The organism is Pseudomonas sp. BF-R-24 (assembly GCF_019947335.1).
In the GTDB taxonomy this organism is placed as follows: domain Bacteria; phylum Pseudomonadota; class Gammaproteobacteria; order Pseudomonadales; family Pseudomonadaceae; genus Aquipseudomonas; species Aquipseudomonas jessenii.
In genome coordinates this window covers 19,169-31,025 of sequence record NZ_JAGYGG010000051.1, presented here as the reverse complement: position 1 = coordinate 31,025, position 11,857 = coordinate 19,169, and the positions used below count along the sequence as shown (strand labels likewise).

At 59.7% G+C, this 11,857-nt stretch carries 10 protein-coding genes; 5 read left to right on the top strand and 5 right to left on the bottom strand.

Annotation, left to right across the window (positions count from 1 at the left end; all coding sequences use genetic code 11):
* The first annotated feature begins 470 nt into the window (after positions 1-470).
* The 5 genes from KGA98_RS26145 (at position 471) to KGA98_RS26125 (ending at position 5,695) form a co-directional block, all read left to right on the top strand.
* Positions 471-1,322 (top strand): sugar phosphate isomerase/epimerase family protein, encoded by an 852-nt coding sequence (locus tag KGA98_RS26145; protein WP_223504468.1) that lies wholly within the window; start codon positions 471-473, stop codon positions 1,320-1,322.
* Between the two features lie 14 nt (positions 1,323-1,336).
* Positions 1,337-2,407, top strand: a complete 1,071-nt coding sequence (locus tag KGA98_RS26140; protein ID WP_154947765.1) for an isopenicillin N synthase family dioxygenase — start codon at positions 1,337-1,339, stop codon at positions 2,405-2,407.
* A 46-nt stretch (positions 2,408-2,453) separates the two neighbouring features.
* A complete protein-coding gene (locus KGA98_RS26135; protein ID WP_057713911.1) occupies positions 2,454-3,248 on the top strand; it encodes an ABC transporter substrate-binding protein in 795 nt (264 codons plus the stop codon).
* A gap of 64 nt (positions 3,249-3,312) precedes the next feature.
* A complete protein-coding gene (locus tag KGA98_RS26130; protein ID WP_223504467.1) occupies positions 3,313-4,860 on the top strand; it encodes an amino acid ABC transporter permease/ATP-binding protein in 1,548 nt (515 codons plus the stop codon).
* 46 nt (positions 4,861-4,906) lie between these two features.
* On the top strand, positions 4,907-5,695 hold the full coding sequence (locus KGA98_RS26125) for an SDR family oxidoreductase (protein WP_223504465.1): 789 nt from the start codon (positions 4,907-4,909) through the stop codon (positions 5,693-5,695).
* Between the two features lie 74 nt (positions 5,696-5,769).
* Here KGA98_RS26125 and KGA98_RS26120 read toward each other — a convergent pair whose 3' ends face one another.
* The 5 genes from KGA98_RS26120 to KGA98_RS26100 are packed head-to-tail and all read right to left on the bottom strand — an operon-like array spanning position 5,770 to position 11,570.
* Complete coding sequence (locus KGA98_RS26120; RefSeq protein WP_223504462.1) at positions 5,770-6,603, bottom strand: class I SAM-dependent methyltransferase; 834 nt, start codon at positions 6,601-6,603, stop codon at positions 5,770-5,772.
* Entirely contained in the window at positions 6,597-7,754 is a 1,158-nt protein-coding gene (locus tag KGA98_RS26115; RefSeq protein ID WP_223504460.1) for an acyltransferase family protein, read from the bottom strand. Before KGA98_RS26115 ends, KGA98_RS26120 begins: the two co-directional genes overlap by 7 nt.
* Positions 7,751-8,617 carry a class I SAM-dependent methyltransferase gene (locus tag KGA98_RS26110; RefSeq protein WP_223504458.1) on the bottom strand — a complete coding sequence of 289 codons (867 nt, stop codon included), beginning with the start codon at positions 8,615-8,617 and terminating at the stop codon, positions 7,751-7,753. The genes KGA98_RS26115 and KGA98_RS26110 overlap by 4 nt, the downstream gene beginning before the upstream one ends.
* Positions 8,614-9,918 (bottom strand): glycosyltransferase, encoded by a 1,305-nt coding sequence (locus KGA98_RS26105; RefSeq protein WP_223504456.1) that lies wholly within the window; start codon positions 9,916-9,918, stop codon positions 8,614-8,616. The genes KGA98_RS26110 and KGA98_RS26105 overlap by 4 nt, the downstream gene beginning before the upstream one ends.
* The gene (locus KGA98_RS26100) at positions 9,912-11,570 is read right to left on the bottom strand and encodes a glycosyltransferase (protein ID WP_223504454.1); all 1,659 of its coding nucleotides are present in this window, start codon (positions 11,568-11,570) and stop codon (positions 9,912-9,914) included. Before KGA98_RS26100 ends, KGA98_RS26105 begins: the two co-directional genes overlap by 7 nt.
* Between the last annotated feature and the right edge of the window lie 287 nt (positions 11,571-11,857).

Here is an 11,857-nt window from a genome sequence, read left to right as displayed (position 1 = left end):
TCGATCAAATAGTTGGGCTATGTGCTGGAGAGAGTCGCCTTTCTGCCAGTGATCCCACATCAGTTTTTTCTGGCTTTCGGTGTAATAGATCCGAGGTCTCTGCTTCATCTGCAACACTCCTTCTGCTTACACAGAATTTAGTTGTGTTGCATCGACCGGTTGAATCCACAATCAAAAGCGAACCCTCATCGGCCCGGGGTCGCTTGGGACTCCTCAAAATGATGTCGTAACAATGGCATCTCTCGCTAATAGCCAACGCAGACACGTTCTCGCCCATAAAATCCCTCCTGGCCAGCGCTATAAGTAGCAAGCTATTTGTTAACGAAAGTCTGAAGTATTCATTTGAACTTTCAGATTCTTTCAGTGCGCGGCCTGTGCCTAACATCGGCTCCACAGCGAACCAGCCTCTTGGCAGCCTGGCGCCGTCGAAATGCTTTTGCAGTAGGCCTTGGGATTTTTGAGGATCACCGATGAAGCTGGAAATTTTTCGCACGCTGTGGGGTTACACCGCCAGCAAGGCTCAAGCGCTCGAGGAGTTGCTGCAAGCGGGCTTTGATGGCATGGAAGCACGCCTGCCACTGGACGCCCGTGAACGGACCGAATTTGGCGCCTTTCTCCAGGCCAATCGCCTGGGCTATATCAGCACAGTCTTCACCGCGTATGACGTGCTGCCGGACCAGTCGGCGTCCCCCGCCATTCACCTCAATGACCTCGACCAGAAACTCGCCTGGGCCGCTGAACTCGGCCCACGCTTCGTCAACGTGCTGGCGGGCAATGACCGCTGGTCCTTGCCACAGCAAGTGGAGTTTTTCGGCCAGGCGCTGGATCTGGCGCGCAAGCACGGCCAGGTCTGCAGTTTCGAAACCCACCGTTCGCGTTCGCTGTTCAACCCCTGGGTGACCCTGGAGTTGATCCGGCAACTGCCCGATCTGTTGTTCACCAGTGACATCAGCCACTGGGTCGTGACCTGCGAGCGCCTGTTGAATGACCCGGCCGATGACCTGAGCGCTTTCATCGAGCGGGTTCACCATATCCAGGCCCGGGTCGGTTACGACCAGGGCCCGCAGGTTCCGCACCCGGCGGCTCCCGAATATGCAAGGGAACTGGCCTTCCACCAGCAGCACTGGGAAAGCATCTGGCGCTCGCAGCAAACCCGCGGTTACCAGGTCAGCACCCTGACCCCGGAATTCGGTGCCGACGGCTACCTGCATCATTTGCCCTTCACCAATGTCCCGGTCGCCGACCTATGGTCGTTGAACGTGTGGATGGGCCAGACCGAGCGCGAACACTTCGACCGTTTCAGCCACTCAAGCCATCCTTAGGGAGCCGATGCGTCATGCCTGACAATAAAAACAACAGCGCCAGCACTGACACACACAAAGCCAACTTCAACAGCATCCCGGTGGTCAATATCGCCGGTCTGTTCAGCGTTGAACTGGAACACCGCCTGGCCGTGGCCGAACAATTGGGGCGCGCCGCCAGCGAGGTCGGGTTCCTCTACATCACCCATCACGGTATCGACCCGCAACTGATCGCCAACCTGCGCCAGGCTGCCAAGGACTTTTTCGACCAGCCCTTCGACACCAAGATGCAGCACTACATCGGCACCTCGCAAACCCACAAGGGATTTGTGCCCGAAGGCGAAGAGGTCTATTCCAAGGGCAAGCCGGACCACAAGGAAGCCTTTGACGTCGGCTTCGAAGTCCCGGCCGATGACCCGCTGGTGCTGACCAACACGCCATTGCTGGGGCCCAATGACTGGCCGCAGCTGCAAGGTTTCAAGGCGTCGGTGCAGGCCTACTATGAAGCCATCTTCGCCTTGGGCCGGCGCCTGTTCGGTGGCTTCGCCCTGACCCTGGGCCTGGAAGAAAACTACTTCGACAGCCTGGTCACCCGTCCGCCGTCCAAGCTGCGCCTCATCCACTACCCCTTCGACGGTGCCGCCCATGACGCACCGGGTCTTGGAGCCCATACTGATTACGAGTGTTTCACCATCCTTTTGGCCGACAAACCAGGTCTTGAGGTGATGAACAACCTTGGCCAATGGATCGATGCACCACCGATTGCCGATGCCTTTGTGGTCAACATCGGCGACATGCTGGAAGTGATGACCGCAGGCGCATTCGTTGCCACCGCGCACCGGGTGCGCAGCGTGAAGGAGGAGCGTTATTCCTTTCCGCTGTTTTATGCCTGCGACTATCACACCCAGATCAAACCACTGCCCGGGTTCGCACAGGCAGGCAACGACTACGAAGAAATCACCATCGGCGAACACATGTATGGCCAGGCGCTGCAGACCTATCAGTATCTGCGCCAGAGGGTGGCCAACGGGGAAGTTCAACTGCCAGGCAAGGCACGCAAGCCCGCCAGTTTCGGACATTTGAAAAATCAGGCTCAACCGTCCTGATTGAAGTTTTCAGCTAACCCCCTACCTACGCCGGAGTCAGTACATCATGAAAAACAATAAGAAAAACCTTTTGAGCCTGGCTGTATTGGCAGCCGGTATGTTCGGTGCCTCGGTGAGCATGGCCGCGGCAGACACGTTCAAGGTCGGCATGGAGATCACCTACCCTCCCTTTGAGTCCTATGACAAGGACAAAAACGTGGTGGGTTCGGACCCCGAACTGGCAACGGCACTGGCCAAGCACATGAACGCCAAGGTGGAGTTCGTCGACACCAAGTTCCCGAGCCTGATCCTGGGCTTGAACTCCGGCAAGTACGACGCAGTCATTTCCGGCATGTACATCACGCCAGAGCGCCAGACTCAGGCCCAGACCATCGCCTACGCCAACACCGGTGCCGCGGTCATGGTGCCCAAGGGCAGCGAGATCAATGCGAAGAAGCCTGAAGATCTGTGCGGCCTGAAACTGGGCCTGGAACAGGGCACCACCTGGGTCAAGGAATTCAAGAAGCTCTCCGATGACTACTGCGTGCCGAACAACAAAGGCGCCATCACCGTCAGCGAGTACCCTTCGGCCCCCGAAGTGACCCAGGCCTTGTTGTCCAGGAACATTCAGGCTCAGGTTGAAATCGCCGGCGCGGCAAAAATGATCGCGGAAAAGACCAACGGCCGGGTAGTGATCACCACCGAGCATCCGATTTATCAGCAAACCCTGGGCATCTTCGTCAAAAAAGGTAACGACGAAACCTTCCAGGCCGTGCAAAAGGCCTTCGAGGAGAGCAAAAAGAGCGGTGAATACGCCGCAATTCTCCAGAAATATGGCTTGGAAGAACCGACTGCCAACTAAGAACCTGTCCTTGTAGTCTGGTCATCTGCCTCCCCTGCACCGGGGCGGCAGATCGAGGTGCCCCATGCAATTCGATTGGTCATATTTCCTGTCCCTGTTCTCCCTGCCGGACTTCTGGAAGGCCTGCGTAACGGTGGTCCAGCTCAGCGCCCTGGCCTGGTTCATCGGCATGCTGCTGGGTTTTGTCCTGGCCACGGCCAAGCTGTCCCACACGCCCTTGCTGCGCATTCCCGCAGCGGTCTACATTTGGTTCTTCCGCAGCATTCCGTTGCTGGTGCTGGTGGTCTTCGTCTACAACCTGCCGCAACTGTTTCCCGGTAGCGGACCGATTCTGTCCAACCCCTTCTACTCGGGCCTGCTGGCCCTGGTGGTCACTGAAGCGGCGTACATGGCGGAAATCCATCGTGGTGGCCTGATCTCCGTGGCCAAAGGCCAGAAGGAAGCCGGACGCGCGCTGGGTGTCGGCCTGTTCGGCATGCAACGCTTGATCGTGATCCCCCAGGCATTCCGTATTTCGCTGCCCACGCTGATCAATGAATACATCACGGTGGTCAAGCTGACATCGCTGGTCTCGGTCATCTCCCTGACCGAAATCCTCACGGTCGGCCAACGCCTCTATGCCACAAACTTTCTGGTCATGGAAACCCTGGCGGCAGTAGGCGTCTATTACGTGTTGATCGTCACCGTGTTCGGTTTTTTCCTGCAGCGCCTGGAGCGCTACCTGGACCTGAACTTCCGCAAGCCTCACACACTCGACGCGGCCGCCGTAGCCAACTTCAGGGCCAGCGCCGAAGCGTTGCCCGACACTGCGCGCAAAGCGGCAGGCAACAATGCGACGCCCATCCTGCAACTGAAGAACATCCAGAAAAGCTATGGCACCCACCAGGTGCTGATGGGTATCGACCTGAATGTCGAATACGGCCAGGTGGTCTCGATCATCGGGCCATCCGGCTCCGGCAAGACGTCGCTGATCCGCACCGTCAACGGCCTGGAAACCATCGATACCGGCGACATTCTGTTGTTCGGCGAAAAATTCATCGAAGCGTCGGACAAACCCAACAGCACCCGCCTGCGCAAAGGCGTGCGGCACATCGGCATGGTGTTCCAGAACTTCAATCTGTTCCCGCACCGCACCATTCTCGACAACGTCACCCTGGCGCCCCGTTACCATGGCCAGCCGGGCGAGCTGAGTGAACATCGTGCCTATGCGCTACTGGACAAGGTCGGCCTGCTGGCCCATGCCCACAAGTACCCGCACCAGCTCTCCGGTGGGCAGCAACAGCGCGTGGCGATCGCTCGAGCCCTGGCGATGGAACCGCAGATCATGCTATTCGACGAGCCGACCTCGGCCCTCGACCCGGAACTGGTCAACGACGTGCTGAACGTGATCCGCGACCTGGCCAAAGAGGGCATGACCATGCTGATCGTGACCCACGAAATGGACTTTGCCATGTCGATATCCGACCGGGTCGTATTCATGGAGAACGGTAATATCCAACTGGATGCCGCACCTGAAACCATACGATGCGATGCCGAAGGAGAACGAGTGCGGCGCTTCATGGGCATCAGTGCTCGATCGCCAAGCCGGTCTGCAACGGTGGATCATGCATGAATAGGCAACCACTTTCTTTGAGCATTCTTATTTCAGGAAAACGCACATGAATCTGGGAATAGCAGGACGCTGGGCGCTGGTATGCGCCGCCAGCAAAGGTCTGGGCAAAGCCTGCGCACAGGCACTCGTCCATGAAGGCGTGAACGTGGTGATCACCGCACGCGGCGAGCACACGCTCAATGAAACAGCCCGTGAGCTCAGAGCGCTAAATCCTGAAGTGACGGTCATCGCCGTAGCCGGAGACATCTCGACGGCCGAGGGTCGGGCGGCAGCGCTCATGGCCCATGAGCATTTCGATATCTTGATCAATAACGCTGGAGGCCCTCCCCCCGGGGATTTTCGCGAATGGAATCGCGACGCCTGGCTCAAGGCGCTGGATGCCAACATGCTGACGCCTATCGAGTTGATCAAGGCAACGGTAGACGGTATGGCGGCACGTGGATTTGGTCGAATCATCAACATCACATCGAGTGCCGTGAAGTCCCCTATCGAAAGCCTGGGCCTGTCCAACGGCGCGCGCAGTGGTCTGACGGGTTTTATCGCAGGGCTTGCCCGGCAAGAAAACATCGCCAGTCGCAATGTGACGATCAACAACCTGCAACCAGGCTCATTCGACACCGATCGACTGCGTGACAACCTGGTCGCTGCTGCCCAGGAGACGGGGCAGGACAGCGAGGAATTCCTTGGCCAATGCCGTAGCGAAATTCCTGCCAAACGCTTCGGCTCACCCGAAGAGTTCGGTGCGCTGTGTGCCTTCGTTTGCAGCAACCATGCGGGCTACCTGACCGGGCAGAACCTGTTGATCGATGGAGGGGCCGTTCGCTCCAGCCAATAATGGGCAAGGGTTATGCAGGTGTACCCGGGCAATCAGGCTTGAGTTCGCGGCCTCGCCCGGGCGAGCATTGCTGATCAGGGTTTACGCGCAATGATTACCTGACTTTTCGCCACCACGGCATCCAGCGCCTGCTTGATCTGTGCGCCCCGTGGCGAAGCCAGGATCGCCTGCCAGGTATCCGCCCAGTGGTTGAGCAACGGATGGTCCGGGTTGCTGAAATCGACCTTGGCTTCCCAGAACAACAGCATCCACATCGACCAATAGAACCCGTACTGGCTGTGGCTGATCACTTCCAGGCCGGCATCGGTGACCATGGCCTTGAACTGCTCTTCGCTGATGATGCGGATGTGGTTGGGCTTCTGGAAATACTCGGCCGCCGCGATATCTTTTTGCAGGTCTTCGGAGCTGGGATGCGGGACGCTCAGCAGATACAACGCGCCCGGTTTACCGACGCGCACCAGTTCAGCGAGGAACTGCGCCGGATCGTCCACGTGTTCGATGACCTCGGTCGACACCACCCGCGTGGCGGTCGCATCGGCAATCGGCAGCGGGTTGCAGTCGGTGACATGGCATTCGACGTCGCGGGCCGGTGTATCGCTCAGGCGCTGGCGGGTCGCTTCGACCTTGGCCGCGTCGATATCGGCGATGATGATCTTCGCCCCGCGCATCCCGCAGAAATGTACGTTGCCGCCGTCGCCGCAGCCAACATCCAGCAGCGTGTCCTCGGGGGTCACCGGGAATCCGCTGAACAGTTCGCCGGTCTGCTGATTGAACCAGCCGCTGAGCATCGCATCGTGCAGGCCGAGCATGTAAGGGTCGACTTTCTCCGCCACTGGCGCTGCGGGCGGTGTCTCTGGCTGCACAGGCGCGGGCGTGCCCGCCGTGAGTTTCTTCAAAAGGCTCAGCATGAGGTGGCTCCAGAGGATGTGACGGCTGTTCGGGAAGTGCCCAGGCGCTTGACCAGCGAGGCGCCGCGGTTGCGCATGGGCATTTCGATGACGCGATAGTTGAGTTCGCTCAGCAGCACGATCAGGCCGCCAGCCATCAGCAACATCAAGATCGGATGGCCAGCCGGACTGGGCAGCCCGGCAGCCTGCAAACGGAAAATGAATTCACGAACCAGCAAGTAGGCCGGGATATGGATCAAGTAAATCCCGTAGGAACGGCTGCCGACCCACGTCATCAGGTTTTTGAACACGCCGCGCGGCAACAGGTAATCGCGGTTGTAAGAAGCGATCCAGACCAGCAGCGCGCACAGCACCGCAATCACGCCGATCCGGTAAGAGGTGAAGGTGAAACGATCCGTTGCCAGGAAGCTGAGCAGCAACGACAGCGCGATCAATGCGGCAACGCCCGCCCATGGACGACGCAAGAATTTTGGCTCCCAGCGCAGGTACGACGGTTGCGTACTCCACATCGCCAACAGCACGCCAAGGGCCAGCGCATCGGTGCGCACTACCATCAGGATCGGCGTGCGCAAGGTGAACAATTGCACCGCAACCAGCGCCAGCAACGCCCACACCAGGTGCTTGCGAAACAGCACGATCATCAGCGGAAACAGCAGGTAGAACTGCTCTTCCAGCGACAGGCTCCAGTACACGAAACTGGTGCCGTACTCGTAGTGATAAAAACTGTCGGCAAAGCGGAAATTGGCGTATTGGGCGATGCCGGCCAGGGTCGCCTGAATGTTCGCGTGCTGGGTGCCGAACGCGCCGGAGCGGTTGAGAAAAAGGCACGCCAGCAACATCAGCGCCAGCCATAACCAGGCTGAAGGGAGCAATCGAAAGGCCCGTCTCAACCAGAAATTACGCGTCTGTTGCCAATATTCCTGACGCGTTGTGCAACGGCGCAAGGCCGGGATCAGGCTGCGGGCAATGACGAAGCCCGAGATCGCGAAAAACAGATCCACGCCCCACCACGGCTGACCGTACAGCGTGATGGCTTGCAACAACGGCACGGCCGCCGCGAACAGGCTGTCCTGCAGGTGATGAAACAGCACGCCGAGCACCGCAATGCCGCGCAGCAACTCGATGTCCATGATCCGTTTTTCGTTGCTCATGCGCCCTCCTGGACATGAGGTTTGCGAGCAATGATCACCTGGCTCTTGGGCATGAACTGATCCAGCATCTGCTTGATCGCCAACCCGTCGGGCTGGGCCAGCAAGTCCTGCCAGGTTTTCGCCCAGCTCTCCATCAGCGGCGGATACGGCGCCTGAATCCGGTCGCGAACCGCGCCACCCAATTCACGCCCGGCAGCCCGCTCGCTGGCCCAGAAAAAAATCATGCCCATGACCCAGAAAAAACCGGACGCCTGGCGATGCTCGATGACCAGGCCCGCGTCTTCCACCAGCGCGGCGAATCGCTCGGGGCTGAAAATCTGTACGTGATTGGGCGATTGGAAATAGCTGGCCGGAGCGATGCCCTTCTGCAAATGTTCGCCCACCGGGGACGGTACGCTCAGCAGGTACAGCGCGCCGGGGCGACCCATGCGCACCAGTTCGGCCATGAAGGGCTCTGGCTGATCGATGTGTTCCAGTACTTCCATGCACACGACTTTGCTGGCGCAGCCCTCGGCCAATGGCAGCGGCAAACTGTTGCTGACCAGCCCCAGGCTCGGCTTGTCTGATTGCGCCGCCACTTGTCGGGCAAGCTCGCGGACCTTGTCGTGTTCACTGTCGGTGAAAATCACCGAAGCGCCCTGGCGGACCGCGAACAAAGTCGCCACGCCTTCACCGCAGCCAACATCCAGCAAGGTGTCGTCGGCGGTGATGGCAAACCCCTTGAGCAATTCACCGCTGTCGCCGAGAAACCAGCCGTCGAGCAGGGCATCGTACAAACCGATGTCCCTGGGCGAGACCCGCATTTCTGCTGGGGCGACCGCTACCGGTGCGGGCCGCAACTTCGCAAGCAGGCGCCGAATCATGTGCCCGACGCTTGTGCGCAGTTTGCTTCACGCCGTTGCAGCAACTGCTCGAACACCGCCTTCAGGCGCAGTTCGGCAACGGCCTGGCTGCAGAACCCCTGCAGGCTGCGCACGGCATGGGCCGACATTCGCTGATAGCGCTCGACGTCCTGCCTGGCGACGTCATGGCTGGCGGAAAATGCCGTACACAGTGAGTCCCAATCCGTGACGTAACGCAGGGTACGATACGCTGCGCGAGGATCGTGGGGCCAGGATGTCAGTTCGTCGGTGCCTTCGACGATGAACGCGTTGTCACGGTCGATGTAGTCGGCCATGGCGGTGTTCAGCGGCGCAATGGCCGGCTTGCCGCAGGACATGAACTCCATCAACGGCAGGCATTGCCCTTCGCCGTAGGAGCAGTTGACGACGTAACTGGTGGCCTCGACCAGGCGCTCGTAGTCGATGTCGGACAGAAAGCCGTGGATCAGCACGATGCGGCACTGGTAGGACTGATTCTTGTAGACGTGGTGCAGCATGTCGTTCAAAGCGTTGGCGATGTCATGGTGCGTGAGCTTGAGCACCAGGGTCGCGTCGGGCGTGTCGCGAAAGGCAGTGCAAAATGCACTGATCATGTCCTTCCAGTTCTTGCGTCCGTCGTAGGGATTGAATACCGAGGTGTAGACCACGCCCTCGAGCACCAGCTCACAATCGCGCGGCGGTTGGTCGAAGGCGATCGGCGTGCCTTCGCGCAAACGTTCAGGGCCGTAGGGGCGCAAGTCCGTGGTACGACTGTCGATCAACAGCCCGCGCAGGTTCAGACGTGTGGGGCCCACGACCGGACGCTTGTCCAGAAGCTCGCCACGGGCGGCAAAACGGTCCCAGACAGGTGCTGCGATAGCGCTGATCGGGTAATCGGGGCCCATCACATCGCGTACGGCATTCACGGTAAAACTGGAGTGGGTGATCGCCGTCCCGCAGGAGCCCAACACCGTCCGCCAGTCATGCCGTGGTTCGCCCTGCCAGCTCTCGGTGGGAATGGTGCTGAACTCCCAGGCGAACACCGGAATCGTCGGGCACGCGTAGTGGACTGGCGTGCGATGCGGCGGGGAGAAGGACAGGAACACGCAGTCTTCGCCCCGGCTCAGGCAATCGAAATACAACCGATCAACCAGCTCGTCCGGGTTGCTGACCTCGATCACCTGCCCCAGCCGTTCGAGCACCGGGCGGAATTCCTTGAGGACGAAGTAATAGCTGTACTCGGGCCGCCCAAGATTCTGCTGGATGTTGCTCTTGTTGGTTTCCGAATGAATGATGATCAGCACGATGCAGCCCCCGTTTCGGCAACCACCGGCACGACGTCACGGGTAGGTTCCTGTTTGAAGAACAGCGCCAGCCGCTGCTGCACCGGCGCGAAGCTGCAGTACTGGTGCATGCGTTCGCTGGCCGCGTCCGCCATGGCCTGCCAGGCGTCCGGCTGATTTTTTGCCATCGCGTAGCTGTTCTCATAAGCCGTTTTCAACGACCCCCAGTCCGGACGGTGGCGCAATGTGCGGTACAGGATGCGCGCGTCTTCCGGCCAGATCGTCGGCTCCTGGCTGGACTTGACGACGAAAGCCACGCGCTCGTCGATGTAGTCGCGCATCGCCGTGTGGTTCGGGGCGATGACAGGCCGGGCGCAGGACATGAACTCCATCAGCGGCAGGCACAAGCCTTCGCAGCGTGAAGCGTTGACGTAGTAGCTCGCCGCGCCATAAAGCCGGGCGAACTGCTCGTCCTGCAGATAACCGTGCATGACCACCACGCGACAGGCGAAGGGCGAGAGCTGGGACAGCAAGGTCATGAGCTCGACGTAATAGGTCGACAGGTCGTTCTGGGTCATCTTCAACACGAGCGTGGCGTCTTGCACATCACGCAGCGCCCAGCAGAACGCCGTGATCAGGTGATGCCAGTTCTTGCGCCCGTCATCGGGGTTGAACACGCTCACGTAGATGACGCCATCGACCTCGATTTCCACCGTTTGACTGGTGTCGGGGAAAGCCGCTTGTGGATGCTCGTCCTGCGCGCAAGTCGCGCTGATGACGGGTTCATCCGGCGCGGGAGCTTCGCTGACCGCAGGTTCGATCGGCAACGGTTGAGGCGTGCGAAACCTGGCCAGCCACGGCCGAACGGCATCCGGCACCAGATCGCGAACAGCTTCGCGATACCACAACAGCAGGTAGTGTTTAAGCAGGAACAGCGACGAGTGCTCGCTGTCTGCCGACAGGGCTCGACAGGCTTCGCGCAGGTAATGTTTGGTGATGAAAAGGCGCCGCCGCAGAGTCAACGGTGGCGGTGGCGCTGATTCAGGTTCTGGTTCCGGCTCTGGTTCCGGCTCGACGATTTCCTCTGGTGCTTGCTCGATGATCGGCGCGATCAAACCATCGGCGGACAACCCCATCGAGCGGCTGTCCAGGATGCAACCCTTGATCTGCAACGTGGCACCCGCGTTCACCGGCGTACCGGGATATTGCTGGCGAATGTCGGCGAAGCGTTCCCACAAAGGCGTCGGCAGCACCAGCACCGGGAAGTCGTCGCCCAGGGTCCGGCGGATGGCTTCGGCGGTGTGGGTGGACAAGGTGATCACTCGCCCCAGGCGCGCCAGTGTCTGGCTCCAGTCTTGACGCGGATCGTTGTCCCAGTGCTCGGCGGGAATGCTGTCGAACTCCCAGGCCACCACGCACACCATCGGGCATTGCAAGTCGGTGGGGGTCTTGTGCGGTGGCGCGAACGAAATGAACAGGCAGTCCTGGCCGGCCTGCTGCAACTGCCGATACAGCGGGTCGACCTCGGCGGCCGATGACACCACATGTACCGGCCCGAGGCTTTCAAAGAGCGGTCGATACGCCTTGAGCACGAAGTAGTAACTGTACTCGGGACGGCCGAGACTCTGGCTGATGGAGCTGTCGTTGACGTCGGAGTAAAGAATAAAATTCATGGCATCCCACGGTGACACCGCCATCCCGGCAGCCTCACGCTATGACGGGGAGGATACGGTTCGAGTCCGTGTTTACTGGCGCTCGTCCATCGTCTTCCTGCCCGTCTTCGTTCTTGTTTTAGTGGTCAGTTTCTCGCAGTTTCGAAGCGACGCTGCCGAACCCCGGGTAATCGTGACGAGGGGCATTCTAACCACATCCGTTGAGGATTCGTGAACCGCCCGACGAGAATAAATCAGGCTACGCAGACGAGAACTGATCAGTCACGGTTGGACCTGTTGAAATTGCC

Excerpts from the sequence above, each read along its gene's own strand:
- KGA98_RS26145 (WP_223504468.1), top strand. The coding sequence starts at position 471 with ATGAAGCTGGAAATTTTTCGCACGCTGTGGGGTTACACCGCCAGCAAG.
- KGA98_RS26140 (WP_154947765.1), top strand. The coding sequence starts at position 1,337 with ATGCCTGACAATAAAAACAACAGCGCCAGCACTGACACACACAAAGCC.
- KGA98_RS26135 (WP_057713911.1), top strand. The coding sequence starts at position 2,454 with ATGAAAAACAATAAGAAAAACCTTTTGAGCCTGGCTGTATTGGCAGCC.
- KGA98_RS26130 (WP_223504467.1), top strand. The coding sequence starts at position 3,313 with ATGCAATTCGATTGGTCATATTTCCTGTCCCTGTTCTCCCTGCCGGAC.
- KGA98_RS26125 (WP_223504465.1), top strand. The coding sequence starts at position 4,907 with ATGAATCTGGGAATAGCAGGACGCTGGGCGCTGGTATGCGCCGCCAGC.
- KGA98_RS26120 (WP_223504462.1), bottom strand. The coding sequence starts at position 6,603 with ATGCTGAGCCTTTTGAAGAAACTCACGGCGGGCACGCCCGCGCCTGTG.
- KGA98_RS26115 (WP_223504460.1), bottom strand. The coding sequence starts at position 7,754 with ATGAGCAACGAAAAACGGATCATGGACATCGAGTTGCTGCGCGGCATT.
- KGA98_RS26110 (WP_223504458.1), bottom strand. The coding sequence starts at position 8,617 with ATGATTCGGCGCCTGCTTGCGAAGTTGCGGCCCGCACCGGTAGCGGTC.
- KGA98_RS26100 (WP_223504454.1), bottom strand. The coding sequence starts at position 11,570 with ATGAATTTTATTCTTTACTCCGACGTCAACGACAGCTCCATCAGCCAG.